The 25,861-nt window shown below is 61.6% G+C and carries 30 protein-coding genes and 2 pseudogenes; 20 read left to right on the top strand and 12 right to left on the bottom strand.

The genetic code is table 11. The features are described from left to right. Positions 1 to 233: 233 nt before the first annotated feature. Positions 234 to 494, bottom strand: coding sequence for a hypothetical protein (locus IVB54_RS12785; protein ID WP_247335302.1), 261 nt, complete (start codon positions 492 to 494; stop codon positions 234 to 236). A gap of 267 nt (positions 495 to 761) precedes the next feature. Between IVB54_RS12785 and rocF the strand changes: the two genes are divergently transcribed. From rocF to IVB54_RS12805, 4 genes are all read left to right on the top strand, one after another. Continuing rightward, complete coding sequence (rocF, locus tag IVB54_RS12790) at positions 762 to 1,739, top strand: arginase (protein ID WP_026232832.1); 978 nt, start codon at positions 762 to 764, stop codon at positions 1,737 to 1,739. Between the two features lie 161 nt (positions 1,740 to 1,900). Beyond that, positions 1,901 to 3,163 (top strand): sulfite dehydrogenase, encoded by a 1,263-nt coding sequence (soxC, locus tag IVB54_RS12795; protein WP_247567119.1) that lies wholly within the window; start codon positions 1,901 to 1,903, stop codon positions 3,161 to 3,163. Continuing rightward, complete coding sequence (locus IVB54_RS12800; protein WP_247335291.1) at positions 3,150 to 3,692, top strand: cytochrome c; 543 nt, start codon at positions 3,150 to 3,152, stop codon at positions 3,690 to 3,692. The genes soxC and IVB54_RS12800 overlap by 14 nt, the downstream gene beginning before the upstream one ends. A 102-nt stretch (positions 3,693 to 3,794) precedes the next feature. Further along, the gene (locus tag IVB54_RS12805; RefSeq protein ID WP_247469649.1) at positions 3,795 to 4,091 is read left to right on the top strand and encodes a hypothetical protein; all 297 of its coding nucleotides are present in this window, start codon (positions 3,795 to 3,797) and stop codon (positions 4,089 to 4,091) included. A gap of 6 nt (positions 4,092 to 4,097) precedes the next feature. Here the strand turns inward: IVB54_RS12805 and IVB54_RS12810 are convergent, their stop codons facing one another. After that, the gene (locus tag IVB54_RS12810; RefSeq protein ID WP_247777262.1) at positions 4,098 to 5,312 is read right to left on the bottom strand and encodes a mandelate racemase/muconate lactonizing enzyme family protein; all 1,215 of its coding nucleotides are present in this window, start codon (positions 5,310 to 5,312) and stop codon (positions 4,098 to 4,100) included. Positions 5,313 to 5,479: 167 nt separating this feature from the next. On the opposite strand from IVB54_RS12810, the gene IVB54_RS12815 reads away from it, so the two are divergent. Then, positions 5,480 to 5,668 (top strand): hypothetical protein, encoded by a 189-nt coding sequence (locus tag IVB54_RS12815; RefSeq protein WP_247335286.1) that lies wholly within the window; start codon positions 5,480 to 5,482, stop codon positions 5,666 to 5,668. 148 nt (positions 5,669 to 5,816) lie between these two features. Here IVB54_RS12815 and IVB54_RS12820 read toward each other — a convergent pair whose 3' ends face one another. Further along, positions 5,817 to 7,103 (bottom strand): divalent metal cation transporter, encoded by a 1,287-nt coding sequence (locus IVB54_RS12820; RefSeq protein ID WP_247335282.1) that lies wholly within the window; start codon positions 7,101 to 7,103, stop codon positions 5,817 to 5,819. A 274-nt stretch (positions 7,104 to 7,377) separates the two neighbouring features. Further along, the gene (locus tag IVB54_RS12825) at positions 7,378 to 7,563 is read right to left on the bottom strand and encodes a hypothetical protein (protein WP_247372849.1); all 186 of its coding nucleotides are present in this window, start codon (positions 7,561 to 7,563) and stop codon (positions 7,378 to 7,380) included. Between the two features lie 256 nt (positions 7,564 to 7,819). On the opposite strand from IVB54_RS12825, the gene IVB54_RS12830 reads away from it, so the two are divergent. From IVB54_RS12830 to IVB54_RS12850, 5 genes are all read left to right on the top strand, one after another. Further along, on the top strand, positions 7,820 to 8,035 hold the full coding sequence (locus tag IVB54_RS12830) for a hypothetical protein (RefSeq protein ID WP_247454853.1): 216 nt from the start codon (positions 7,820 to 7,822) through the stop codon (positions 8,033 to 8,035). Positions 8,036 to 8,504: 469 nt separating this feature from the next. Continuing rightward, positions 8,505 to 8,696 (top strand): SANT/Myb-like DNA-binding domain-containing protein, encoded by a 192-nt coding sequence (locus IVB54_RS12835; protein ID WP_247335279.1) that lies wholly within the window; start codon positions 8,505 to 8,507, stop codon positions 8,694 to 8,696. A 107-nt stretch (positions 8,697 to 8,803) separates the two neighbouring features. Then, positions 8,804 to 8,980 (top strand): hypothetical protein, encoded by a 177-nt coding sequence (locus IVB54_RS12840; protein ID WP_166517529.1) that lies wholly within the window; start codon positions 8,804 to 8,806, stop codon positions 8,978 to 8,980. Between the two features lie 565 nt (positions 8,981 to 9,545). After that, positions 9,546 to 9,794, top strand: coding sequence for a hypothetical protein (locus IVB54_RS12845; RefSeq protein WP_085350655.1), 249 nt, complete (start codon positions 9,546 to 9,548; stop codon positions 9,792 to 9,794). A 166-nt stretch (positions 9,795 to 9,960) separates the two neighbouring features. Next, positions 9,961 to 10,230 carry a hypothetical protein gene (locus IVB54_RS12850; protein WP_085361079.1) on the top strand — a complete coding sequence of 90 codons (270 nt, stop codon included), beginning with the start codon at positions 9,961 to 9,963 and terminating at the stop codon, positions 10,228 to 10,230. Here the strand turns inward: IVB54_RS12850 and IVB54_RS12855 are convergent. Both IVB54_RS12855 and IVB54_RS12860 read right to left on the bottom strand, forming a co-directional pair. Beyond that, positions 10,224 to 10,430, bottom strand: coding sequence for a hypothetical protein (locus IVB54_RS12855; protein ID WP_085361080.1), 207 nt, complete (start codon positions 10,428 to 10,430; stop codon positions 10,224 to 10,226). The genes IVB54_RS12850 and IVB54_RS12855 overlap by 7 nt on opposite strands. Then, positions 10,427 to 10,627, bottom strand: coding sequence for a hypothetical protein (locus tag IVB54_RS12860; RefSeq protein ID WP_018454858.1), 201 nt, complete (start codon positions 10,625 to 10,627; stop codon positions 10,427 to 10,429). The genes IVB54_RS12855 and IVB54_RS12860 overlap by 4 nt, the downstream gene beginning before the upstream one ends. A gap of 474 nt (positions 10,628 to 11,101) precedes the next feature. Between IVB54_RS12860 and IVB54_RS12865 the strand changes: the two genes are divergently transcribed. Then, entirely contained in the window at positions 11,102 to 11,938 is an 837-nt protein-coding gene (locus IVB54_RS12865) for a DUF4261 domain-containing protein (RefSeq protein WP_247777263.1), read from the top strand. Positions 11,939 to 12,232: 294 nt separating this feature from the next. Beyond that, positions 12,233 to 12,703, top strand: a complete 471-nt coding sequence (locus IVB54_RS12870; protein ID WP_247454858.1) for a DUF1629 domain-containing protein — start codon at positions 12,233 to 12,235, stop codon at positions 12,701 to 12,703. Positions 12,704 to 12,911: 208 nt separating this feature from the next. Here IVB54_RS12870 and IVB54_RS12875 read toward each other — a convergent pair whose 3' ends face one another. Beyond that, on the bottom strand, positions 12,912 to 13,349 hold the full coding sequence (locus IVB54_RS12875; RefSeq protein WP_247777264.1) for a hypothetical protein: 438 nt from the start codon (positions 13,347 to 13,349) through the stop codon (positions 12,912 to 12,914). Between the two features lie 38 nt (positions 13,350 to 13,387). Between IVB54_RS12875 and IVB54_RS12880 the strand changes: the two genes are divergently transcribed. Then, positions 13,388 to 13,702 carry a hypothetical protein gene (locus IVB54_RS12880; RefSeq protein ID WP_247361431.1) on the top strand — a complete coding sequence of 105 codons (315 nt, stop codon included), beginning with the start codon at positions 13,388 to 13,390 and terminating at the stop codon, positions 13,700 to 13,702. 488 nt (positions 13,703 to 14,190) lie between these two features. Here IVB54_RS12880 and IVB54_RS12885 read toward each other — a convergent pair whose 3' ends face one another. After that, positions 14,191 to 15,309, bottom strand: coding sequence for an acyltransferase (locus IVB54_RS12885; protein WP_247777265.1), 1,119 nt, complete (start codon positions 15,307 to 15,309; stop codon positions 14,191 to 14,193). Between the two features lie 593 nt (positions 15,310 to 15,902). On the opposite strand from IVB54_RS12885, the pseudogene IVB54_RS12890 reads away from it, so the two are divergent. After that, a pseudogene (locus tag IVB54_RS12890) lies at positions 15,903 to 16,384 on the top strand (transposase); the annotation flags it as partial. Positions 16,385 to 16,645: 261 nt separating this feature from the next. On the opposite strand, the gene IVB54_RS12895 reads toward IVB54_RS12890, so the two are convergent. The 3 genes from IVB54_RS12895 to IVB54_RS12905 all read right to left on the bottom strand — a co-directional run bounded on the left by IVB54_RS12895 (position 16,646) and on the right by IVB54_RS12905 (position 19,055). Further along, positions 16,646 to 18,184, bottom strand: coding sequence for an FAD-dependent monooxygenase (locus tag IVB54_RS12895; protein ID WP_247452931.1), 1,539 nt, complete (start codon positions 18,182 to 18,184; stop codon positions 16,646 to 16,648). 244 nt (positions 18,185 to 18,428) lie between these two features. Next, positions 18,429 to 18,773, bottom strand: a complete 345-nt coding sequence (locus tag IVB54_RS12900; protein ID WP_085384639.1) for a response regulator — start codon at positions 18,771 to 18,773, stop codon at positions 18,429 to 18,431. Between the two features lie 81 nt (positions 18,774 to 18,854). Continuing rightward, a complete protein-coding gene (locus IVB54_RS12905) occupies positions 18,855 to 19,055 on the bottom strand; it encodes a hypothetical protein (protein ID WP_247452929.1) in 201 nt (66 codons plus the stop codon). 352 nt (positions 19,056 to 19,407) lie between these two features. On the opposite strand from IVB54_RS12905, the gene IVB54_RS12910 reads away from it, so the two are divergent. From IVB54_RS12910 to IVB54_RS12930, 5 genes and pseudogenes are all read left to right on the top strand, one after another. Then, the gene (locus IVB54_RS12910) at positions 19,408 to 19,707 is read left to right on the top strand and encodes a hypothetical protein (protein WP_247452927.1); all 300 of its coding nucleotides are present in this window, start codon (positions 19,408 to 19,410) and stop codon (positions 19,705 to 19,707) included. A 62-nt stretch (positions 19,708 to 19,769) separates the two neighbouring features. Further along, positions 19,770 to 20,199, top strand: a pseudogene (locus IVB54_RS12915) (GNAT family N-acetyltransferase). Between the two features lie 238 nt (positions 20,200 to 20,437). Continuing rightward, positions 20,438 to 21,706 carry a CoA transferase gene (locus tag IVB54_RS12920; RefSeq protein ID WP_247452938.1) on the top strand — a complete coding sequence of 423 codons (1,269 nt, stop codon included), beginning with the start codon at positions 20,438 to 20,440 and terminating at the stop codon, positions 21,704 to 21,706. Between the two features lie 185 nt (positions 21,707 to 21,891). Further along, positions 21,892 to 23,121 (top strand): acyl-CoA dehydrogenase family protein, encoded by a 1,230-nt coding sequence (locus IVB54_RS12925; RefSeq protein ID WP_247452925.1) that lies wholly within the window; start codon positions 21,892 to 21,894, stop codon positions 23,119 to 23,121. A gap of 9 nt (positions 23,122 to 23,130) precedes the next feature. Then, positions 23,131 to 23,676: a flavin reductase family protein gene (locus IVB54_RS12930; RefSeq protein WP_085349517.1), complete on the top strand. Its 546-nt coding sequence runs from the start codon at positions 23,131 to 23,133 to the stop codon at positions 23,674 to 23,676. 25 nt (positions 23,677 to 23,701) lie between these two features. On the opposite strand, the gene IVB54_RS12935 is transcribed toward IVB54_RS12930, so the two are convergent. Continuing rightward, the gene (locus tag IVB54_RS12935; RefSeq protein ID WP_247452923.1) at positions 23,702 to 24,628 is read right to left on the bottom strand and encodes an NAD(P)-dependent oxidoreductase; all 927 of its coding nucleotides are present in this window, start codon (positions 24,626 to 24,628) and stop codon (positions 23,702 to 23,704) included. Positions 24,629 to 24,804: 176 nt separating this feature from the next. Here IVB54_RS12935 and IVB54_RS12940 point away from each other — a divergent pair, with 176 nt between their 5' ends. After that, entirely contained in the window at positions 24,805 to 25,788 is a 984-nt protein-coding gene (locus tag IVB54_RS12940; RefSeq protein WP_247335234.1) for an ABC transporter substrate-binding protein, read from the top strand. Positions 25,789 to 25,861: the final 73 nt, after the last annotated feature.

Here is a 25,861-nt window from a genome sequence, read left to right on the forward strand (position 1 = left end):
TTATCGGCGACAATTAGGATGAGATCAGTGAGGAAAAGTCCGGCTCTCATTGCGATGATGATCCCAATCGCGGCAGGTCGCCTCTTTCTGCGGTGACCGAAAGGGACACGCCTGCTGGGTGTTTCTGAAAGAACGCAATCCCACTCCCAGAAGCGCTATTTGCCCCCAACGCTAAAGACGTTGTGCGGAAGCTCTCAGGCGCCAAGCCGAAGTAGGGCAAGTTTGATGTCTTTCTAGCGCCGACGTGCCACCGCGACGCCGAACAGGAAAGCAACGAACAGGCTGGCAAGCGGTGCTTCGCGCGTGATCGCGGCGACGGTCGCGAGGGGTTTTCCGGGCTTGCGCGCGTCGTCGATTGCGGAGGTCATGCGGTCGACAGCTGCGTGCAGGCCACCTGCGACTTCACCGATGGTGCGGGATACGTCCGTCGCGACATCAATGGCGCGCTCGGCCATGCCGGGATGTGAGGTGGACTGCGGGATCTCCGTGCTCAAGTGCGCGACCTCCGGGCTGATCAAGTGACGGAGGCCGATACCTTTGGCTATCCGCGCGAGCGCTCGTTCTGAACAGCGGGTCGCATGACCTTTGGCTATCCGCGACAGGCGCCGTGGTTTTACGGCGGGTACCGGCCTTGCATGAGCAATTCGGCGCGCGGGCTTTTGTTCCGAGACGATGCGCCCCCCGCGCCGACCGCCCCCGTGAAACGACGGATGCGAATCTCTGTTAGGCTGGCTCAAGCTTGCTGATCTCAGGAGACAGCTGTGACCGACCGGACCACGACGGATCGAGCCCGGCGCATCGCCTTGCTCGGCGCTCCCATCGACATGGGGGCTTCGCAGCGCGGTACCCTGATGGGCCCTGCGGCGCTCCGCACCGCCGGCCTTGCGACATTGCTCGAGAGCCTGGATTTCGAGGTCGTCGATTACGGCGATCTCTCGGTGGCCGAGCTCCGGGACCTCGCAGACAGGCCCCCCGACAAAGCCAATCACTACCGCGAAATCCAGCGCTGGACACGCGTGCTGAGCCGCAGAGGCTACGAGATCGCGAAAACCGGCGCGCTGCCGATTTTTCTCGGCGGCGATCACACGTTGTCGATGGGATCGGTGAATGCCATGGCCCGTCACTGGCAGGAGCGCGGACGCGAGCTGTTCGTGCTCTGGCTCGATGCACATGCCGACTACAACACGCCGGAGACGACGATCACCGCCAACATGCACGGCATGTCGGCGGCATTCCTGTGCGGCGAACCCGGCCTCGACGGATTGCTCGGCGATGACCCCCGTGCTCCGATCGGTCCCGACCGGCTCGACTTGTTCGGCGCGCGCTCGATCGACAAGCTCGAAAAGGAGTTGATGCGCACGCGCCGGATCAGGGTTGTCGACATGCGCCAGATCGACGAGTTTGGCGTCGCCGTGCTGATCCGCCGCGTCATCGAGCGCGTCAGGGCCAGCAACGGCGTCCTGCATGTTAGCTTCGACGTCGATTTTCTCGACCCCTGCGTCGCACCCGGCGTGGGCACGACGGTGCCGGGCGGCGCGACCTATCGTGAGGCGCATCTGATCATGGAGCTTCTGCACGATTCCGGCGTGGTCGGATCAGTCGACATCGTCGAGCTCAATCCGTTTCTCGACGAGCGTGGCCGCACCGCGCGCACCGCGGTCGAACTGATCGGCAGTCTGTTCGGCCAGCAGATCGCCGACCGGCCGACCCCGAGCAATGCGATCGCGCCGGGCGAGTGACGGACGAGCCGTTTGTGCATTGCGAAGAAGAGAACTGCCGTCGCCGCCACCGGATTTAGATCAGTCCAGATGGAAATCGACTGTTTTTGAAACAGGTGCGAATTGCAAATGCTCGTCGCAGAATGTTTCATGCGGGTCGCGCTTCAGCCGAGGATCCGCCAATGAGCAGAACATTCGACAAACCCGCGGGGACGACTCGCCGCCGCTTTCTGCGCGGCGGTGCTGCGGTGGCGGGTGGTACCGTCCTGGGCGCCCGCGCATCGGTTGCCGCCGAGACCGACAACCTTCCACCCAACATTCCCGAATGGATGAAGGCGCCCGGCGAACCGATGGGAAGCCAGCCCTACGGCGCCCCGTCACCGTTCGAGAAAGGCGTCGTCAAGAACATCTCGAAGACGCTCAAGCAGTACATCTCGGCCTCCAGCCGGACGCCATTGCAGGAGCTCGACGGCATCATCACGCCGAACGGACTGTTCTACGAGCGGCACCATGGCGGCGTTCCGACCATCGATCCGGCCCAGCACCGGTTGATGCTGCACGGGCTGGTCGAGCGCCCACTGATTTTTACAATGGATGATCTCAGGCGTTTCCCGTCGGAATCGCGCGTCCACTTTCTCGAATGCTCCGGCAACCCAGGCTACAGCAAGCCTTACGGCAAGACCGCGTCGGACCTTGTAGGTCTGGTGAGTTGTGCAGAATGGACTGGCGTCAGCCTCAAGCTGGTGCTCCAGGAGGCCGGATTGAAGCCGGATGCCAAATGGATCGTCGCCGAAGGTGCCGACGCGGCTGCGCTGACCCGCAGCATCCCGATCGAGAAATGCCTCGAGGACGCCATGCTGGCCTACAGCCAGAACGGAGAGCGGCTGCGCCCGCAGCAGGGCTATCCGCTGCGGCTCTTCCTGCCGGGCTTCGAGGGCAATATGAGCGTGAAGTGGCTCCGCCGCCTGCATGTGACGGCTGAGCCGGTTTACTCGCGCGAAGAGACCTCGAAATACACCGACCTGCTGCCGGACGGCACCGCGCGTGAATTTTCGTTCTACATGGAGGCGAAGTCGATCATCACGCGGCCTTCGGGCGGCCAGCGTCTGAACGGGTCCGGCTTCCACGAGATCACCGGTATAGCCTGGAGCGGGCATGGCAAGATCGCGCGCGTCGAAGTGTCCGTCGACGAGGGAAAGAGTTGGCAATCCGCGCAATTGCAGGAGCCGGTGCTGACGCGAGCGTTGACGCGCTTTCGCCTGCCCTGGCAGTGGGACGGCAAGCCTGCCGTGATCCAGAGTCGTGCTATCGACGAGACCGGCTACGTGCAGCCGACGCTCTCCGAGTTGCTCGCGGTGCGCGGCGAGAACTATTTCTACCACAACAACGCGATCTGGCCTTGGCGCATCGCGGCTGACGGCGAGGTGACCAATGCGCTGGCGTGAGACTTGCGGCATTGCTGTCGTCATCGTGCTGTGTGCGTTCGCGAGTGGCGCGCAGGCGCAAGCCCCGTACGGCCTCGGACGGCCCGCGACGGCTGCGGAGATTGCGGGCTGGAATATCGATATCGGACGCGACGGCAGCACTCTGCCGAAGGGAAGCGGCTCGGTGAGCCAAGGGCGCGAGGTGTTCGCCCAGCAATGTGCATCATGCCATGGCGACAAAGGCGAGGGCGGGCTCGGTGACCGGCTCGTCGGTGGGCAGGGCACGATCGCAACGCCAAGGCCGATCCGCACGGTCGGTAGCTATTGGCCGTATGCGCCGACGCTGTTCGACTACATCCGCCGCGCGATGCCGCAGAACGCGCCGCAATCGTTGAGCGATGAGGAGGTTTATGCGGTGTCCGCGTACATCCTGAACCTGAATGGACTGGTGGGAGCGGATGCGACGCTCGATGCCAAATCGCTTGCGGCGGTCAAGATGCCGAACCGCGACCAGTTCGTCGGCGATGCGCGGCCGGATGTGAAACACTGAGCGCCTGGGGGCGATCAGGTTCCCGTATCGGCCTGGAACTTGCCTTGGCCAAGGGCGGAACTCGCAGGACGCGATTGCATTAACCTGTGAGAGGAAAAGCCTATGGATTCCACGATGGCAACGGATCGCTTCGCAAACTCCATGTCCTCAGCGCTTCGCCATCCCGGCGTAATCGCGTTGATTGTGGCCGCGGTGACGATTGCTGCGATGCTCATCGTCGATCACGGACCATGGAATCGCGCCAAGACGCAGCCCGCCCACGTTGCGATGTACGCAACCACGGGTGAAGCCGCGCGCGCCGCTGGTGCCAAAATTCTCCCGACCGAACCGCACTCCCCGATCGAGCCGGAGCGGCCGGGGCCGAAGACGTCCCCAACCGTCAATCCAGTGACGCCGTAAGACGCTCTAGCCCTTCCGGCCGTAGTTGAGCAATCCGCCGGTGGTCTTCGGCGGATGCGCGCGCAGGGCTTCCTCGTTCGGATCGGTGCCCCAGCCGGGCCGGTCCGGAATGACCAGATGGCCGTTCTGAATTTCGGGCTCATGCGTGAATAGTTCGCGGTCCCACGCCAGGCGATCGATGTCGATCTCCATGATGCGCAGGTTCGGCACGGCGGCGCAGAAATGCGCGTTCATCATCGAACAGAGGTGGCCGTAGAAATTGTGCGGGGCAACGTTGACTTCGAACGCTTCCGCGGCGGCTGCGATCTTCATCGACTGCCAGACGCCGTTCCAGGGCGTGTCGATGATCGCGACGTCCATGGCCTGCTCGCGAAAATAGGGCAGGAATTCCCGCAAGCCCAATAGCGTCTCGCAGGACGAGATCGGATGCGGGCTTTGCCTGCGGATGTAACCGAGCGCTTCCGGATTGAAACTGTCGATCTCGATCCAGAACATGTCGAGGTCCGCGATGGTGCGCAGGATCTCCAGATAGCCCTCGGTCTTGGCGTTGAAGTTGCAGTCAAGCAAGATGTCGACGTCGGGGCCTGCACCGTCGCGGATCGCTTCCAGATGCATGCGCAGATCGCGCAGGATTTTGCGATCGACGTTGATCTCGGGAGCGAAGGGCGAGCCGAAGCCCGGTCGCCAACCGGTCGGTTTGCCGTTATCATAGGAGAAGATGTTGGTTTTGAGCGCGGTGAACTTCTTCTCGCGGACCTCGCGTCCGATTGCCTTGACGCCGTCGAGGTTCTCAATCGGCGGCTTGTACCAGGACGGATGATTGATCCGCCACGTTGCGCAATGCGACCAATAGACCCTGACATGGTCGCGGATCTTGCCGCCGAGCAGTTCGTAGCAGGGAACACCGAGACATTTCGCCTTGGCATCGAGCAGCGCATTCTCGATTGCGCCGAGCGCCTGCGCCACCACGCCGCTGGCGGCAGGGCGGGTGGCCGCGAACAGCTCGGCGTAGATGCGCTCGTGCCGGAAAACGTTCTGCCCGATGACGCGGGCAGACAGGCGCTGGATCGCAGCACCGACGCCGGGCGAGCCGAAGCCCTCGTCGAACTCGCTCCAGCCGACGATGCCGTCCTCGGTCGTCAGCTTGACGAAGTGGTAGTTTCGCCAGCCGGCGTCGCAGGCGAGAATTTCGAGACTTGTTGCTTTCGACGATTGGGTCATGTCGCTCCCTGTTGCCCGGCTGGGCTTTTTTCTTTGGCCGGCGCAAGCCCGGCTCCAGCCACGATTGTTAGGCTAACGGCCCTGCGCAGTGAAGCCTGGCGAGGTGTGCAGGGAAGCCCCTTCCGAACGTTCTATTGGAAAACGCGGGGAATCCGGTGGGGACAGCCATGATCTTGCCCGGGATCGTCCTGAAAAGGCGCCATGCTCTGACTTTTTTGGCCACAATCGGCATCGACCCTCCGGCCATGAGATTTCTGGCTGTGATTTCGATCCTGGCGCTGCTCACGATGAGTGGAGCCGCCATTTCCGATCAGTTTCTGACGGCCGATCAGCACGCCGCGCACGGGGTGGAATAGCGCGGCGGGCGTATACGTTTTTGTCTTGGGGGAGACAGCGATGCTTTCGATCGACCAATTCCTGCGCTTCATCAGCGTGCCGGCTGTGTTTGCGACCTTCATCATCGCCTCGCAGATCTCGGCAGCCTTGTCGCAAGGCAAAGGCTAGTCAGCCGATCAATGACGAGCCGAGCAGGGCGAGCACAGCCAGCGCCATTAGCGCGGTGCCGAGCCAGCCCAGCGCGACGAGCCACGACCGGCCCTTGAAGCGACCCATGATCGCCTTGCTCGAGACGATCAGCATCATCATGGCCATGATCGGAACGGCGACGATGCCGTTGAGCACGGCGCTCCAGACCAGCATGTGGATCGAGTCGATGCCGGTGAACCCGAGACCGAAGCCGATGATGGTGGCGGCGGCGATGATGGTGTAGAAGCCGACCGCCTCGTCGGGCTTCGCCTCCAGCGTCGCGCGCCAGCCGAAGATCTCCGCCACGCCGTAAGCGGCCGAGCCCGCCAGCACCGGAATTGCGAGCAGGCCGGTGCCGATGATGCCGATCGCGAACAGGGCGAAAGTGAAGTCGCCGGCGAGCGGCCGCAGCGCTTCGGCGGCCTCCGTCGCCGAGTTGATGTTGGTCACGCCATTCGCGTGCAGCACCGACGCGGTGGTGAGGATGATGAAGAAGGCGATGCCGTTGGAGAGCAGCATGCCGGAGAGGGTGTCGGCCCGGATGCGCGCCAGTTCCGGACTGCCGCCGCGCTTCAGCTCGCGCAGCGGCTTGTCGCGCTTGCCCTGGTTCATCTCCTCGACCTCCTGCGAGGCCTGCCAGAAGAACAGATACGGGCTGATCGTGGTGCCGAGCACGGCGACGACCATCATGAAATAGTCGGCGCTGACATTCGTCTTCGGCCACACCGCCGCGAGCAGCGCCGTGCTCCACGGGATCTTGACGGTAAAGGCGGTCGCGACATAGGCGAACAGCGCCAAGGTGAGAAATTTCAGCACCGGCGAATAGCGCCGATAGGGCAGGAACACCTGCAGCAGGGTCGAGCCCGCCGCGAAGATCAGCGCGTGCTCGTGGTTGAGGCCGCCGATCACCAGCGAGAGCGCCTCCGCCATTGCGGCGATGTCGGCGGCAATGTTGAAGGTGTTGGCGGCAACGAGCATGGCGACGAGCGACAGCACCGCCCAGCGCGGCGCGATCTGCATGACGTTGGCCGCCAGCCCCTTGCCGGTGACGCGGCCGATCCGGGCGCTGACGAGCTGGATCGCAATCATGAACGGCGTGGTCAGAAATACCGTCCAGAGCAGTCCGTAACCGAATTGCGCGCCGGCCTGCGAATAGGTGGCGATGCCGGACGGATCGTCGTCGGCGGCCCCGGTGACGAGACCCGGCCCCAGCCTCTGCAACAGCGACGGTGCGGATTTCGTGGGGCTGACGGCATCGTCGGTCATGGCAGGAGGGTCTCGGTCGGGGCGCGTCCTTCACAAATGCTAATGAGGGAACAAGGTTCCCGGGCTGCGGGTAGGGCGCGCCTCGCTGATTTCTGATAAAGCTAATTTCGTTTGACCTCGTCGGGCAAAACACCTGTATAAGTGCATCATCGAAGAATATCCGGTGCAGCGTTTGCACGCATTCCGAGCGTGGCCGGACTGCGATGGCCGGCCAGTGCAACCCGCGCACCGGACACCGGCGAGATGTTTATTTCCTGAGCGCGTGCGGTCGGGACTATTTGATGCTGACGAACATGCCCCAGGCGCCGGCCAGCGCGGCGCCGGCAAAGACGATCAGCGGGTTGTTGCAGAACGCACTGCCATAGGTGCACATGGTGACGCCGAACGAGCCGATCTCGTGATGGCTCGCGGAGTAGAACAGTCCCGACAGTACCAGCAACGCGGCGGCGACGAAATACATCGACGATCTCTCCGAGTTATCCCCGTTGCGTTGGTCGCAAGGGACGTGTTCCAGCATGGCGCGAACCCATTGCATCCTGCCGAATCCGCCTTGCTGCATTTGAACTAAAGTCGACCGCCCGCGACATGCTGTCCAGCCGGCCGCGGTGTTTTGCAATCGGGACGTGTGATCGGAACCGAAACTCTGCGCGGGAACTCCTGGACGTGCTCATCATTAAGCGAACGCGAACGGTTGGACCAAATGCAGGGAGTGGCCCATGGGCGCCGAGCGGATGCACCCTCCGCGGTACTGGCGGATGCGGGCGGAAGAATTTCGCACCAAGGCGGACAATTGCGAGTATCCCGAGACGCGGGACGTGCTGCGCAAGGTGGCGGATAATTACGACGAACTGGCCCGCCGCGCCGCGCGCATCTGCACCGTCGAGAGCCTGGACGGACGCGGGGGGGAGCCCGCCAACACCAAGCCGGCTTGATCGTTCAGGACAAACCCGCTTGATGGTTCAGGACAAAGCCGACGACCACCGCGCGCGATCATGGGGCGTCTAGGTCCTCGCTTTTATCAGAAGCGCTGCCCGCGTGATTGGAACGAATGTCCACTTTGGTACTTAGGAACTCAGTCCTCCAACGAGGGATGAGATGAGCAGTGAACAGCAAGCAGGCCCGGCAACGCGGCCGGATCAGCATTACAGGCCCGGGCCGGCGTGCCCCAAATGCGAGAGGGGCACCCGCTGCCTGACCTCGATCTTCGACGTAAGGCGCGATTGCTCGATCCTGATCTATCGGTGCGATTCGTGCCGCGAGGACGTCTGGATTTGAGCGAGCGCCGTCGTCGGCCCTTCTGCGGGACGCCCATCGCAGATCATAGCAGCGTCGCATAGGAACTTCGCCTTTTTCGCCCGCTTGTCGCCTGCATCGACCACGCAGGCGAAACAACTTCTAACCATGCAATCACGCTACCCGTTGTTGAAGAAGTGGACAGCGGAAGAGCACGAGCGGCTGAAGGCGTTGGCCGAAGCCGGCTCGCGGCCGGACGAGATCGCCGGCGAACTTGGTCGCAGCGAAGCCGCGGTGAGGGTGCGCGCCTGGCAGCACGGCATCGCGCTTCGCCTGGTCACGCAGAAGCGCGGACCCTGAAGACCGGCTGGGTCGAAGGCGGGCATCCCGTCGTGTGTTCACTTATGAACGGTCCTCAATCGTCTCTCGACGTACTCTGCGGATGGGCAGCAACACGGGAGCTTGTCATGCTCACCCGCGAGGACTTCGAGACGGATCTCGACCGGCAGAAAATGCACCAGCTCGATGCAAGCCAAACGACACGACAATTGCTGCGCCGTTCGCGGGAGCAGATCGCGGCATCGATCTCACTGCTTCAGCAGCAAGTTCCGAAGATCTGGCACCCTGAACCTCCAGAACGATAGAAACCTCTGCCGCCGTTCCCGCGTTTGCGCGCATGGCGGATCAAGACACCAGGCAGCGGCCGATTTGTGCTGCGTGCAACAAACCCATGACATTCATCGACGCGGTGAGTTCACCGGACGGCGCGATGGCCATCTTTCGGTGCTCCCAGTGCAACAAGCTGTTCTGGGAGACGCCCAGGCGAGACCAAAGCCAAAGCCAAAGCCAAAGCCGAAACTAAGGCGTCGAAAAGAAACGGCCCCAGCCCGGGGGGCGAGCTGAGGCCGTGGGGGGCGCCGGTCGTGCATCCGGACCGACGCTCGAATAACTTTTTGATCCCAAAAGCTGTTCCTATTTCAGGCGAGCGTGGACATCGCGCGCCGCGACGAAACACGCCTGAAACAGTGCTGAAACCAGATTGTCTCGAACGCCCCGCCCATTGCGCCCGACCAACCTAGCGAAAAGGAGATCATCATGATCCAGGTCGGTTCGAAGGAAGAAGTCGCGTTTTTGCTGGCGCTGTTCGGCACACACACCCAGCCGGTGAAGCGGCCGGCGAAATCACGGCAGGCGTGAGGCGCTGATCCCATGCCAGGCTTGGCCGAATGCCAGAGCCTCTTGCGGCTTCTGATCGCAAGGGGCGACCCGAAGGCCATCCCGCTCGCGACCGGCGCCATCGATCAATATCTGAACACCGCGCCGGTGTGCATGCGCGGCCGTGGCCTGCGCGTGCTCCAGCGCGACGCGCTCGACCAGCATGGCACTGCGGTCGGCGTGCAGCGCTCGTTCGCGGAAACGGTGGATGCCTACATCGTCGGGAAGCTTGCGGAGGAGTGAGGGGCCGAATGTCGTTTCGCCCTGTCGCTTTCGGCTTCCTGAAGAGGCACGAACGCGGCAGGAGGGAACCGCGAAGTTCCCGGAACCCATTGATCCCCCATAGATTTTTTCGCGACTTCCGGAAACCTTTGTCCGCTTCGGACCTATTAGGGCAAAGGATGCTGCAATGCCCCGATATTATTTCGACCTGCGCGACGACACCGGTGTAGCGCTCGACGAGGAAGGCTTGGAGCTGGCCAGCTGGCGCGCCGTTCAGGCGGAGGCCGCCAAGTCGGTCGCGGACATGGCGCGCGATGCCATCCTCTCCGCGCCTGCCGCGGGCGGCAGGCAGACGATGGCGATCGACGTTCGCGATGCCAGGGGTCCCGTGATGCAGGTCAAGTTCTCGTTTGCGATCGAGACCTTCAGGACGCCTGCGGCATCACGCGATCATTGACGCGTGAGAACGCCCGGCGGGGATGACTCGGGCTCGAGCACGGCGATCTTGCGGCCGAGCTGCCAGACCTCGACCTTGCCGTGCCGCGTGAACTGCTGCGCGAAGGTGAGGGCGATCGCATCCGACGCGGCCTCGAACGCTTCGGCGGAGCGGAACACGCCGTTGTCGCCGACCAGGTAAGCGCGATATTGCTGGGTCATGTCGGCGGCCTCAGCCCCGGCGATTGCAGCCAGGCGGCAATATGCATGGCGGTCTCGTCCTGCCGCGCCTGGCGCAGCAGCATCTCGCGGCGGCGCCCCGGCGCGAGCGTGCGCGCCTCCTCGCGCAGCCGCGCGGCCTCCGCGGCGAGCCGTTCGTCGAGTGTCGTGGTCTGCTTGAATCGTCGTCGCTTCTGCATGCACGTCTCCCTCGTTCGCGTCGGGCGGGAGCGCTGTTGGGCGTTCTCATCACCGGCAGATGCCAATGGATAAAGCTTACAGCCGTCGTCTGAGAAGAAGACATATCATATGATATGTCGGTGGACTAAATTGCGAGAGCGGGTTCAGTGGTTTGAGCGGGTTACTCAAGTTGAGGCAATGTTCACTTTTGGACAGAAGCGAGCTGAGCTGGCGCGGGAAGGGACGCGCCGGATGATCAGCGTGGAATGTGTGGTCTCTGCGCCGGCTCGAGCGCTGCCCAGCTCAGCGCAGCAAAGCCGATGTCATCGTCACGCGCGAGAAGATTTCAGAACAACGTGCGTGTGGCTCGCCACCCGATGCGGGCGAGAGGATGAGTTGACAGTGTTCGCGTTTGTTCTAGCAAGGCAAAAATTCACCTCGGGGCGAAGAGCAGTGTATCTGATCTCGCTCCCAAAATTTGAGCGGGGTAGCCGATGAGCAATTCACTGCTCGCTTTGGTCCTTTTGGACACGCCGGCAACGCCGGACATGGCGGCGCTTGCGAAGGCCCTCCGCGCTCGACATCCTGAACTGGCAACTGAGGTTGCAGAGAATGGAGACGCGCAACAGGCTCAGGCAAACTCGCCGCTCATTCGCTGTGGCAACGAGCTTGTTGCCGTCATGTCGATGCCGGCGCCCATTCCTGACGATCTCGGCTTGTGGTCGCGCGCTTCCACGACATGGCCGCAGGCCAAGGCGGCCGCGGCGCGACATCGAGGGCATCTGATCGTCTCTGTGCTTGGCCAAAATCAGCGTCCGTTGCCCGCCGCTCGTCTCACGACTGCCGTTATCGGCGCATTGATTGCGACGGTGCCGGAATGTTGCGCTGTTGTATGGAATAGCAAGGTCGCACGATCCGCCGATCTATGGTTGGACATGTCCAGCCGATCGTTTGCGCCGTATCCAGACTATCCTTCCTCACTGTGGGTGGACATATTGCCGTTCCGATCAAAGACAGGCATCGGAGCGGTAACGATGGGGCTGTCAGCATTCGCTGAGCGTGAAATCGAGTTCGAGACCCACAAGCTGACACTTCCCACGCTGGTCAATAAGGTGGACGGTCTTGCCGTATATCTGGTTGAGCACGGGCTTGTGGTCAAAGACGGCGATACGTTTGGTCGCGACTCGCGCGAGCGCTTCTCGGCTCGTTATCAGGCCTCCGATCGATTCGAAGGCTTGCCCGTTCTTTTTTTGTACCGATGGTTCGGCATAATTGACTGTAACGATACGCGGAGAGAGTTGCGCGCGTCCCATTCAGGATACGTCATTTGACACGTCGGGCAAAACACTGGCAGAATGGCATGATCGAGATGAATTTGGATCGAGCCCGCGGGGGTTGCCGCGGGCTTTTTTGTTGGCAGTTGATGGCCGTTCTTCGTCGTGCCCCGATGGGCATGATGTTAATTGGGACGTAGTCATGGGCGCGGATAGGGCAGTTTCTATTGCGAAACGACCCAGAGCGCGAAACCACAGCTTTTACGAAATGGGTCGCTACTACAGCGTGGGAGGCAAAGGGGGTATTGGCTCGAGGACGAAAGTATCCTTCCTCCGTACAGGGTATTCCGTCTGCCGGCTTCTACCGCGCCTGCGCGGTTCGTGTTTGATAAATCGGCCGGCAGCTTGCCAATTGACCTGGAGCCCTACTACGGCTGGTGGCTCATTTCGGGTCGGACAAAAGCAGTATTGGAGTGGCTTGATCCGGAGGCCTTTGTGTTTGTGCAGTGCACGGTGCGAGTGCCGCATGGTAGCTACGATGGCCCGGACTATTGGCTCTGCGATGTTGTTCGCGTCCTTGATGCACTTGATGAAGCGCAATCGCGTTTGACCATCCGAACTGAGGACGATCCTCGCTCCCTCAAATTTGGAAAGAAGGTCTACTTGACCATGCTTGGCTCCAAGCTGGTCTTTACAGAGGCTGCAGTCGGCAAAACGATCTTTCGTATGGCTCATAGCGAGGCTGACGTCGTATGCGATCAAGACATGAAGGATGCCTGCAAGTCGGCCGGTCTGATGCATAGTCAGTGCAGGCCATACTAAACTGTCGGGGCAGCTCAATCCTGGGGACACATACCGTGCAGATTAAGCTACCCGAAACGGACCTCAAATCAGCCCAGAGCCTCCTAACCATTGAACTCAAGGATGGGAGCGGCCAGCACGTGGGCCAATACTTCTTCGGAAAGGGACACGGCCGAACGGTTTTCCTGTTCGGCAAGTACAAGGGCGCCTTCAAAACGCACGCTGAGTGTCAGGCCTTCGTCGACGGCGTTCTTGCAGTGCTCTTCCCCTGAGAGTGGGTAGCAGCGACTGCCCCGAAAGGAGTGGAATGCTGGCGAAGGAAGCTCGCCGAAGCGGAGATACCAGATCGATAGAGGTTTGACATGATGCCTCCAGAACAGACGGGTGCGAACCCTTTACTGCGCGACCACACCCTTGACGCCCACATGGCGGCTTCTTCGACCTTGGTCTTGGAAAGGTCGAGCTCGCGGATCGGGTTGCCATTGGGCGCGAGAAAGGCGATCAGATCGAGGAACGCGGCCTCGGCCGCCCTGATCTCGCCTATGCGCGGGCGCTTGCGGTCGTTGAGTTCGACGCCGCCCAGCTCGGTCACAGCCTCGCTTGCGTCTGCCGGCGGCGCCTGATCGGCCCGCATCTCCGGAGGCTTGGCGTTCGTCTTCGCGTTCATGGTTGCCTCTCGTGGGATTAGAGGAAGTCACCGCCGAAATGATCTTCGAGCTCGTTGTCGCGGCGGTCGTAGATCACCAGCGTTTTGAGTTTCTTGGGCCGGACTTACTTCTGACCAGCAGCGGATCGACGCGATTATCCAACGACGACGTGATGAAACCGGCGCGCATCGAATGTCCGGAGAAGGCCGCCTCGTCGAGGCCGGCGGCCACGATCGGGCTTCGCGATCCGCGCGACGGATCTGTGGGACTGGGCGCCGACGGGGCCGTGTCAATCGACTTCGCGGAAGACCGAGCTGCCATTGGCCGAAAGGCGGGCAATCTCGCATCGATCGTCAAGGAGAGCTGTTTGTAAGTCCGCCCCATGGCAACACCTCCAGATGGAAGTGTTGCACTTCGTTTGTGAACTCAGGAGACCTTTCCGCCTCGAGATAGGCCCGCACCGCGGCCATCGGGTCGACGAAAGCGCCAGGAACCACTAGTCTGCAACTTCAGTCGAGGATCTCACCGGGACCGCCCTCGGAAAGAAAATAGCCGTGAGGTTGCCGATCAACAAAGGACTCGATCTGACGCCTGCGCAGTGGACTGCAGCTGGTGCCGGGCTTTTTTAGTGGTCGTGGCTCGAATACTTGTCTTCGAAGGCTACATCCCGCGAAACTGGGCGATAATCCTGGTCATCATTGGATTTGGTGTGCCGCCCGCTTTGATCGGCTGGCCCAGGAAACGCACGATCTCCCAGGCTCAATGAGGCGGAGGCAGGCCACCGCCGCCGGCTGGAGTCCGTTAAGGGCGGACCCATAGCAGACCTCAGACATAGCTGCCCCTGAGGTAGCGGACAGGATTTCAATGCGTATGCGGCGCCGCCGAACCCGTTTTAGATCGCACGATGTAGGCCTTCCGCAGTCGTAGAAGCGGTTTCTCGAAGAACTCGAATGACAGCCCCGCCAACGGTGCGAATGCCGCGAAAAGCACGCTCGCAGCTGGGAGTGCCCACCAAAAATTGGCGTCTTGGCCGGCACGGTCTTCGATGAGGGGTATCGAGACTTCGCGCAGGAAAAAATGCAGGAGATAAATCGAATATGACCACTCTCCGACCTTGCGAAGGCAGAGATCAACCTTTGGAGGAACGCTTATTCCTGAGTTGTCGTACCACGCCACGAAACTGCCAAAGGCGACGGCCTGCGCCGACGGTATTATTATCCACAATGCTGAGGGAGACGGATAGGCCCCATCGAGGTTGAAGAAGCCGCCCTTGGCATCGAATATTTGCCAGAAGACCAGGAACAGCAGCCCACACGTGAAAGCCAAGATGCGACGTGCCTTTACGCCAAGTCCAGCCGTTGCGAAGAACATGCCCATAAGAAATTGGTCGATCGCCCCGACAATGGTCCAATACGCCACGAGCTGGACCTCTCCGTATTTTACCCAGAGGAGCGCACGCAGGCAGAGGCTTAGACAGATGCCGATGAGTAGGGCACAAGGCCCAAAGCGGTTGCTCAGCGCAAGTAGGTACGGGAACAGCAGGTAGAAGTGAAATTCGACCGTGATTGACCACGCTCCGTTCGGCAATGTCGGCAACAGGACTCCGCGCCAGATCTGATTAAAGTAAATTGGAGACCCAACGTGAAGCTTGCCAAGAATATACCAAGCGGCCAAAGACCCGGCGAGCAGAGGTACTAATCTTACTGCTCGACTCCAAAGAAACGCGGGATAGTTGATCGCTTGCCCGTTGACCAGCTTGGCGAATAGGTAGCCACTCAGTGTCATGAAGAGCCCAACGCCAACGTGGCCCTCTTCCACCAGCGCGAAAGGGAACGGCGGCACGGTCGAGAACGGCACCGGAAATTGAGTAGTTAAATGGGTGAAGTGCCACACGAAAACGAGGTAGGCCGCCAGAGCTCTTATGTGATCGAGGCGAGAAAAATATAAGCCACTGCTGGATTTCATGAAATCACGAACCATGCTCGGTCTAAATTGACCAGATATGCTAGAACCAAGTCTTCGGTCTGAGCCTGGAGTGCGGCGTTCCGATAGATGACAATCTCGGACTCGTCAGCCCTGCGAACTATCAACTTCGCCGTCGAGAAGCAAAGCGGCACGCCGAGTTCGTGGGCAACGTCTCGTTAGGCCTGATGCAAGAGGCCGGGATCGGCCGACGTGCCGATAGTGTCGTTTTTCACGCGATCGCTTTTGCTGTTGAGGTCTTTGAAGGCGCTGCGACTTCATTTTTGTGATCAACCTAGACGAGCAATCCTTCCAGTTTCATAAGGAGCGGTTCTGCCATGGGCAATTTCTCTCAGAATGGATTGTTTGGTTAGCAAAGCCTTAGTGGAACTGATGATCGTTTAAAGTGGCCGGCCGCAGGGACGCGAGTTCGCATTGGGCCGCCTTCATGGTCCTCTGGTCGCCGAATGCGCCCGTGGAAGATGCGTTGACTGCTTGGTCGCCGGTGAGCATTAGTTGCGCCTCCTCGTATGGATTAAAGGCCGCGCCGGTCGCAAGGCCGTTCGCGTGATCTCAGGGGCCATCGGCGAGCTACCGCGTATGTCTGCTCAATGAAGCGCTTTGTTAAAAGGGCAGATCGCGAGCAAAGCATGCTGTTTCCGGCATCGCTCGATGACTATGTGACCGTGGATAATCCAGTGCGGCGGTCGACGTGTTCGTCGAGAGTCTAGATCTCGGCAAGCTCGGGTTAATCGGCGTCCAGCCATGGGCCGACCCAGCCATCACCCGGGTACGATGCTCAAGCTTACATCTACGGCTATCTTAATTAGGTTCCGTCGAGCTGACGCTTGGAGCGGGAATGCCAGCGCAATATCGAGATGATCTGGTTGACTGGCCAGCTGGCGCCGGATTTCAAGACGATCTTTAAGTTCCGCAAGGACAATGGCAAGGCCATTCGTGAGGTCTGTCGCGAGTTCGTAGCGTTGTGCCGAAAGCTTGAGCTGTTCAGTGCGGCGGGCATCGCCATCGACGGGTCAAATTCAAGGCCGTCAATTCGCGGGACAAAAACCTCGCAGGGGCCAAGATGAAGAGGCATGAGCACGGAAGCGAAAGGGCGTCTAAATCGCGTTGAAGCAGGTAGGGGCACCGGATGGCCACAATGGATCGCCAATGGGCTAGCATATGAATCGGAAAGGCCAGCTCTGGAATTTGGCTTGCCCGGAAACGCAGCCGCACCGGAAGCCGACGAGCGGCGCAACATCCGAATCTTGAGTCGGGTTGCAAAAACCTGATACTCAACAGCCTGCGGCGAACCGCGGGCTGTTTGTTTCGGCGGCGGGTGCACTGCTTCTCGTTACGCCGCAGGCGCCCCGAACCACCTCGTCAGCGCGTCCGCAAGTCCGTGATGACTTTGATCTCTCACCCAGGCCACGTGCCCGTCCGGCCGCACCAGCACGGCGCTTGGTACTGCGACTTGTCCGATGTTCGGAAGCTCCCAGGCGCCGTCGTGTTCGACATCCACTGTTTTGATGCGATCAGCCCATGGTGCGGTATCGAAGCTATTCTTCTCGCCAAAATTGAACAGCAAGCCCCGCGCGTCGTGCAGCAGCGTGAATAGTCGCAGCGGACGCCCTTCGACTGTCAAATCGAGATCGGGGATGCGGCGCCCGAGCAGTGCGTGTCCTTTGCCGAGATCATAGTGCACGTCGAGCCCGCTCATCATCGCGCCAAAACGCTTACGCGGCTCGTCCATGCCGAGCAGTTCGGAGACGACCTCACGCGCGGCCTTGAGGCCGTCCTCGCCGCGGCGGAGCAAGGCGATTTGCGCCATGGTGTTGCGCAAGGTCCGCGCGCCGACGGGATGGCGCTCGGCATGGTAGGTGTCGAGCAGGGTTTCGGGCGATAGGCCCTTGACCACTTGCGCGAGCTTCCAGCCGAGATTGACGGCGTCCTGCACGCCGGTGTTGAGGCCTTGTCCGCCGACGGAGTGATGGATATGCGCGGCATCGCCGGCGAGCAGCACGCGTCCGCTGCGATAGGACGCGGCCTGCCGTGCCGCATCGGTGAAGCGGGAGATCCAGGACGGGTTTTGGAGCCCGAAGTCGGTGCCGTATACGGCGACGAGGGCTTCGCTGAGATCGCGGGGGCCGGGCGCGCCCGTGCGATCGAGCGTCGCTTCGGTCACGACCACCAGCACGCGCCCACTCGCGGTCTTGCTGAGGCCGTGAAAGCCGAGTGCGTCGTGGCGCAGGCCCCATTCCGGCTCCACTCGCATCTCGACTTCGGCCATGAGGTTGCTCAGCGTCGGACCTGTGCCGATGAAGTCGATGCCGGCGGCCTTGCGCACCAGGCTGCGGCCGCCGTCACAGCCGACCAGATAATTTGCGCGCAAGGTCTCGCCGCCGGAGAGCGTCACGTCGATGCCGGTCTCGTCCTGCGCAAAACCCGTCACCTCGCGGTTGCGATAGATCGGCACCGCGAGCTCGCTGACCCAGTCAGCCAGGATGCGCTCGATGTGGCTCTGCCGCAGGGCGAGCCCGTAAGCGTGGCGGGTGGGGAGGTCGCTGATGTCGAGCCTGGTCCAGGCGAAGCCAGCGAGCTGGGTGATCTGTCCTTCGCGCAGGAAGCGATCCGCGACGCCGCGCTGGTCGAGGATCTCGATGCTGCGCGCGTGCAAGCCGCCGGCGCGCGTGCCTGTTAGCTCCTGGTCGGCGCGCCGTTCGACCAAGGCGACGTCGACACGCGCGAGCGCGAGCTCCGCGGCCAGCATCAAGCCGGTCGGGCCAGCGCCGGCGATCACCACCGCGTGGTCTTTCACTTGGTCTTGCGCGTGGCGGGCGCCAGCCCCTTTGGCGTGGCCGCGCGTCCGGGACGTCGGAAGCAGTACAGGCATGTGATGACCCTTGGTGTTGAATGGTGTTCGGGTCGAGGGTTCTACGGCAGGGTCGGGGGCTTGAAGCAAGCCCGTTGCACACCACATATCTGAGTGGGGAGAGAGAATCCTTTGTCCGCGTTCGCCGCGTTGACACGTCGGGCAAAACACCGGCATAATGCCATCATCGAAAAAGAGTTTGGTTCAACCCGCGCGGACGCGATCCGCTGCGGGTTTTGTTTTGCGTTTTCTGGGCTTGCGACCTTCAGCAGATGCCGGTGGTCCGCTGCATGGTGCTGGCGAGTTCCTCGAACGAAAACGGCTTTCTGATCATGGGAAGGCCGTCGCGCCGGGGTTCACGCCCGGACAATTGCAGGATCTTCAGTTCCGGGCGGTCTCGCCTGGCCCGCTCGGCCAGTTCATGACCGTCCATGCCAGGCATGTTGATGTCGGTGATGAGGATGGAGATATCCTGGTTCTGCTTGAGCCGGTCGAGCGCATCGTGGCCGCTCCGGGCGCTGATGACTTCGCAGCCGAGATCTTCCAGCATGTCAACGATGACGTCGAGCACGCTGGGATCGTCGTCAACAACCAGTACGGTATGGCTCATCGCACAACGTTCCTTCTGAAGGAATAAACGCGGCCGCCGTGGCGTAAGTTCCGGCGAGATGCGCCCCGTCTGCGGAGCGGCCTAATCGTCCTTCGACAAATCGCCGGCCTTGGTGGGAAGGTCGATGGGGCCGCCCTCGCCATTCACGAGATCGCAGTCCTTGTCCTCCATGTCGCCGGCGTCCTCAACGACGGCTTCCTGCGTGTCCCGCTCCTTGTCGCTGCGCGGCTTTCGTCCAGGAAGATTTGGCGACGTGTTTTGTGAGGTCGTCTTGAGTGTCATCTGCCGGCCCTCCTGATCGCCTAACGCGGCTTAAGCGAATTCGTTCGTTTGACACGTCTGCGAAAACACTGGCAGAATGGCATCATCGAAACGAGTTTGGTTCACCCGCGCGGAAAGCTTCCGCCGCGGGTTTTTTCGTCTCGATCGAGATCGGACGGCCGCGGCGCGTTGCGGCCACGCACTCGTCGAACCTGGTGCGCCGCCGGCCGTACCATTGCTGGCCGCGTACGCGCGAACGTGCCGGCCCACGGCGCTGGGCCAGTGCTCGCGCCGCTGCGGTCTCCGGAGCCAATCTGGTTGTCTCCTACTTCGCTACGCGCGGCTTCGAGAACTTTGAAAGGATCATCAAGCGGTGAAGATGGCGGATGACGAAATCAGGGCGATCGTTGCCGAGACGCTGGCTGAGCAACAGAGGCTTCAGCAGGCGAACATCGATGCCATCGTATTGAGGACGGTGGCATCGGTGCTGGCGTCCTTCGGAATCGAGGATGACGACCGAAAAGAGCTGAGGGCCGATTTTCAGCACCTGCGCCGATGGCGAACGAGCGTGGAGCAGGCGCAGAGCTACACGCTCAAGGCCGTGATTACGGTGATCGCCACCGGTCTGATGGGTGTGGTTGGGCTAAGCGTCAAGGTCGTGCTCGGCAAGTGAGCCTCAGCCGCGACGACATTGCTGCATTCCACTCACGTCGTCCTTACCCAACGGACCGTCTCATGCACAGAATTCGCATCGTCGATGCACCGATGGCGACATCGCCGATACATTGGTTGACCTTCACCGGTTGACGTACTTCAATGCGGCTCCCTTGCCACAATTCAAGTTAGGGGCGTGGTGGCTTGCCTATCACGGCGATGAGCCAGTAGCCTTCGCCGGTTTCGTGAACGTCAACGCACATTCGAAATGGCGGCTATTTCTCCAGGGTCGGTGTGTTGCAGCGGCACAGGGGACGTGACCTCCAGTGCAGGATGATGCGGGTGATCGAGGCAAGGGCACGGCGTATTGGATGGGACAGCATCGTCTCGGATACGACGGACAATCCGGTGTCTGCCAATAATTTCATCCGGGCGGGCTATCGACTCTTTGAACGCCCATGTGCCCTGGGCTTGGCCGCATACGCTTTACTGGCGAAAGCGGCTTCGCTGAGCGAGTGGAGCCAGGTTTCCCGTGGTGCGGAACGCGATTCACGCAACGCAAAAATGGTTCGCGCGAGATGAAGCGCAACACGGAACGTTCAAGGGCCCGGCAGCTTGACAGCTGCCGGGCCCTTTTTGCGTATTGAAGCGATGCGGGCGAAGGACTTGCGAAGTCAGCGGTGCCGGGCTTTAAGTTTGCTCCTGCGGGAAATTCGGCAACCATAAGCCGATGTAAGGGAGCGCCGTCGATGCCCACCAAACCTCAATTGCCGGAACGTTCGTCGCGGGCGACGGGCGCGCCTACCGCGCTCGATGGTCTGCTGGTCGTCGATTTCACGCGTGTGGTTGCCGGCCCGGCCTGTACGCAGACGCTTGCTGATTTCGGCGCGCACGTCATCAAGATCGAGAATCCGGACGGGGGCGACGACACGCGCGCGTATGAACACGCCGAGATCGGTGGAGAGAGCGCTGCCTATCTCAGCCTGAATCGCAATAAGCGCGGCATCGCGCTCGACCTTACCGTGCCGGAGGCTCGTGAGATCGCGCTGGATTTGATTCGCAAGGCCGACGTGGTCGTCGAGAACTTCTCCAGCGGGGTCATGAAGAAATTTGGCCTCGACTATGAAGCTGTTGCGCCGCTCAATCCGCGGCTAGTCTATTGCTCGATCTCCGCCTACGGGCGCACCGGACCGTTTGCCTCGCGTCCCGGTTTTGATCCGATCACGCAGGCGGAAAGCGGCTTCATGTCGCTCAACGGATTTGCCGATGGCCCTGCGGTTCGCACCGGCCCGCCCATCGTGGACATGGCGACGGGGATGTCTGCCTGCAACGCCATCCTGATGGCGCTGTTGGCGCGGGATCGGCTCGGTCGCGGCCAGCATGTCGAGGTCGCCCTGTTCGACGTCGCGATGGGCATGACTGGTTTCTATGGCATGGCCTATCTGATCAACGGCGAAAATCCCGGTCGGTTTGGTAATTCGCCGAGTGGCTCACCTACCGTCGGCGTCTACGAGGCCTCCGATGGACCGCTTTACATGGCCTGCGCGAATGACCGGCTCTATCGCCGGCTGGTGGTTGAAGTGCTGAACAGGCCCGATCTCATCACCGATCCGCAGTTTGCAACGCGCAAAGCCCGCTCCGAGCACAAGGAGCTTTTGCGAGCAGCCATCGCGGAGGTCTTTGCAAGCGATACCCTCGAGAACTGGATGGCGAAGATGAAGCTGGCCAATATCCCGGTCGGCTATCTCCGGACGGTCGAGGAGGGGTTCAATGCACCGGAGGCGCGAGCGCGCCATCGCTTGAACCGGATTCCGCATCGTACGGCGGGGTGGGTCCCGAACATCGAGCCGCCGATTGCCATGAGCTTGACCGGCCCGGTTGATCCTGTGGCTGCTCCGTTGCTGGGCGAGCACACGGAGCAGGTCTTGCGTGATACGCTGGGTTATGACGAGCGTCGGCTATCGCAGTTCACCCAAAAGGGCGTCTTCGGATCGGGCAAACCCTCGACGTCGGGCTGAGCCTGGAGGGCGATCCTACAGGCCAGGCCTCGCGCGGCTGGCGGATCATGGCTTGGCAATGCCGCCACCTTCGCGGTATCGCATCCTTCCGGCGCCTTGTTCAGGACCACCATACTCCGACAGCGCTGCCTCGGCTTGATTTGGCAAGGGTCTCGCCGCATAAATGCATAAAGCGAGGGATATGAATGGCGCCTGGTCAAGAGCCGAGCGTGGGCCGGCCCGCGGCGGTGCAATCCGATGAACCTGCCCATGCGGCAATGGTCGCGAAGGCCCGGGCCCTTCTGCCGCGGCTGCGAGAGCGGGCGGCACGGACGGAGGAGTTGCGGCATTTGCCGCCGGAAACCGAGAAGGATCTGCACGACGCCGGCCTGTTCCGAATGCTTCAGCCCAAGCGCATTGGCGGCGCAGAACTCGATTATGTCGCCTTGATCGACTGCGCGGACCTGCTCGGACAAGCAGACGCCTCGGTGGCATGGAATCTGGCCAATCTGGCGAGCCATCATTGGATGCTCGGCATGTTCCAGCCGACGGCGCAGGATCTGGTCTGGGGCCGTGACCCGGACGCGCTAATCGCGTCCTCGTTCATTTTTCCGGCCGGACGTGCCACGCGAGTTGAGGGCGGATACCGGCTCCACGGCAGCTGGCCGTTCTCCTCGGGCGTTGCCTCCTGCGCGTGGAACATGCTTGCAAGCGTGGTCTACTCCGACGACGAGGCAGACGGCATCGAGTATCGGATATTTCTGCTGCCGAAAGCCGACTACAAGGTCCTCGACACATGGAATGTCGCGGGGCTGCGCGGGACAGGGTCCTGCGACGTGGAGGTCAGGGACGCTTTCGTGCCCGACGACATGACAGTCGCGGTCGGCGATCTTGACGGCGGTCCGACGCCGGGAAGCAAGCTCAATCCCAACCCGCTGTATGCGCTCCCGGTGTTCTCGCTGTTTCCCTACGTTCTCTCCGGCGTCGCGCTGGGGAACGCGCAGGCGTGTCTCGACGATTATGCGGAGGTCGTCCGTCATCGCATTTCCACCTACAACCACGCCAGGCTGAGCGACTTTCAAAGCACCCAGATCAAGATCGCTGAGGCCTCGGCGAAGATCGACGCTGCACGCCTGATCATGCGCTCGGCCTGTCTGAATGCCATGCAGGATGCAAGGCGGGGTCATATCCCCGATATGGCGACCAAGACCCGATATCGGCGCGACGGGGCTTTTTCAGTGAACTTCTGCACGGATGCGGTGTCGATGCTGTTTGCCGCGAGCGGAGCACGCGGCCTGTTCACGACGGGCGCGCTGCAGCGGCAGTTCCGCGATGCGCACGCGATCAATTCGCATCTCGCGTTCAATTTCGATGCAGCCGGGACCAACTATGGACGCGTGGCGTTGGGCCTGCCGTCCGAGAATCTCACGCTGTGAGGCCGGCCGATGAATGATCTGCCGAAGCAGCCGGCCGTTCCCGATCCGGCCAACGAACTCGCGAGCGACAGCTCGCCGATCGATCCCCGTGATTTCCGCAGTGCGCTAGGCACCTACGCCACGGGGGTGACGATCATCACAGCCGCGGCTCCTGACGGCAAGCCCTATGGCCTGACGTGCAATTCGTTTGCCTCGGTCTCGCTGAATCCGCCGCTGGTTCTTTGGAGCCTGGTCGTCTATTCCTCCAGCTTGACCATCTTCCAGAACGCCAGTCATTTCACGGTCAACGTTCTTGGCGTTTCGCAACAGGCGCTTGCGAGCAAATTCGCTAAATCGTCTGATGACAAGTTCACCGGTGTCGAGTGGACGCCGGGCCTCGGCAACGCCCCGGTGCTCGCCGAGAGCGTCGCCAATTTTCAATGCCGCTCGGTCAATCGCTACTACGGCGGCGACCACGTGATCTTTCTCGGTGCGGTCGAGGCCTATACTTACAATGCGAAGGAGCCGCTGCTCTTCGCGCGCGGCGCGTTCGGCCGATTTCTCGCCGACGGCTAGCGCAAGCAGTCACAGCCCGCGTGCTTCAGTTCGCGCTCGACGGTTCAGCGCTCCCCGCCGAAAGCTTGTAGATTTCGAGCGCATCCGCATCCGCGCCTCGCGCGGCCTTGGCGAGCCTGAAAAGTTGTCCGGCAAGCGAGGCCATGGGCACCGGGGTCGACGTCGTCTGCGCGACATCGGCGACGGAATCGAGGTCCTTGAGCATTGTAGCGATGTGACCAAGCGGGGGTGAGTGAATGCCCTGGACCATCCGCGGAACGAACAGCTGCAACGGAATGGAGTCAGCAAAGCCGCCGGCGAGTGCTTCGGGCAATCGGTTGGCATCGATTCCGGCGTTCACGGCAAGGCGTGTTGCCTCCGCAAGAACAGCCATCGCGCATCCGACGATCACCTGGTTGCACAGCTTTGTGGTCTGCCCCGCGCCGGTCGGGCCCATGTGGGTGAACCTGCGTGCCATAGCCAGCACGTAGGGGCGGACCCGCTCGATGTCGCTGGCTCTTCCGCCGGCCATGATGGCAAGCGTGCCTTCCTCAGCGCCCTTGCTACCACCGGACACCGGCGCGTCGATCCAGCCAGCGCCATTCGCTGCTAACAATCGCGTTGCAAGGTCCCGTGCGGCGTCAGGATGGATCGACGAGAAGTCGACCACGAGCTTGCCCGCGCCGGGCGCAGTTGAGATGCTCGCGGGCCCGAAGATCACCTCTTCCACGGCGGCCGCATCCGTCACGCACATGAAGACGATGTCCGAGCTCTCCATCAAGTCGTGTGGGCTGGCTGCGCGTCTGGCACCGGCCTCGACGAGCGCGGCCATCTTCCCTTCCGAACGGTTCCAGACAGTGATCTGATGGCCGGTGTTGAGCAGGCGCCGGCTCATCGGTGTCCCCATCAGCCCAAGGCCGAGATAGCCGAGCCGCTCGACGCCTTGCGGGTTTGTCTTGCTCCCTTCAGCCATAGGTTGCCTCCATCTATCCCTCCACGACGCCGCGCGACGTTGCACTACCATACATGGTGTATCCCACGACGAAACCGCGCGGCCTGCATGGCTTGCTTGATTGTTTGAACCATGAAACATTTGCCACGGTCGGGTTGGATGGCGCCGGTCGGCGCCTGGGCAGCGGAGTGGGCACGATGCGAACCGTTTCGAAGTGGATCCTGGCTTTGGGGGCGGCAGCCGCCGTGAGCGCGGGCGCAGGCTCGTCATGGGCGCAGCAGACAATTCGCGTCGGCTGGACGATTCCGGCCGAGGAATCCAAATACTGGATGATGCGCCGCCCGGCTGAGTTTCCCAACATCGGCAAGGCCTACAACATCGAATGGACCCAGTTTCAGGGCACCGCTCCGATGACGCAGGCGTTGGCGGCGGGCGCGCTGGATTGCGCGACCCAGGCGCCGCTGTCGCTCGCCAACGGCGTGGTTGGCGGCAACCTCAAGGCCTACATCGTGGCGCAGCATGTCTTCGAGAAGGCCGGTGGTTTCTCGGTCTACTGGGCTGTCATGGACGACTCCCCGATCAAGACGATCGCCGATCTCAAAGGCAAGACGGTCGGAATCTCCGTGATCGGCGGCGGCACCCAAGGCCCGTTCAATCTGTTGCTGAAGCAGAATGGCATCGATCCGGCCAAGGACATCAAGCTGGTCGAGGTCGGCTTTGCCGTCTCCGAAGATGCGTTGCGGCAGGGCCGCGTCGATGCGGTCAACATGAACCAGCCATTTGCCGCGCGCGCGGAGGCAAAGGGCGGCACGCGCAAACTGTTCTCGCTGTCGCAGGCGATGCCGAACATCGTGCACATCCTGGAAGCCTGCCGTGCCGATTTCGTCGACAAGAACCCGGAACTGGTCAAGGCTTACGTGCGTGACATTACCTCCGGCATGAAGAAAGCGCTGGCGAACCGCGAAGAGACGTTGAAAGTCGTCAACGAAGTTCTGAAGGCACCTATTCCGGTTCTCGAGACCTACCTGCTCAAGGACAATGATTTCGGCCGCGATCCCGGTGCGGCACCGAATTTCCCCGCGATCCAGAAGATGCTGGACATCTACGCGGAGACCGGGATGCTGCCAAAATTGGATGTCGCGCAATTCAAGCATCCGACGATTGTCGCTCCGCTTCAATAGGCGATCGGGCGAATGAACCGAGCGAGAAGGTCGCGGCGTCCGGGATGATCCGGGACGTTGCATGAAGAAGATG

It is taken from the genome of Bradyrhizobium sp. CW1 (assembly GCF_023100665.1).
Lineage (GTDB): Bacteria > Pseudomonadota > Alphaproteobacteria > Rhizobiales > Xanthobacteraceae > Bradyrhizobium > Bradyrhizobium canariense_D.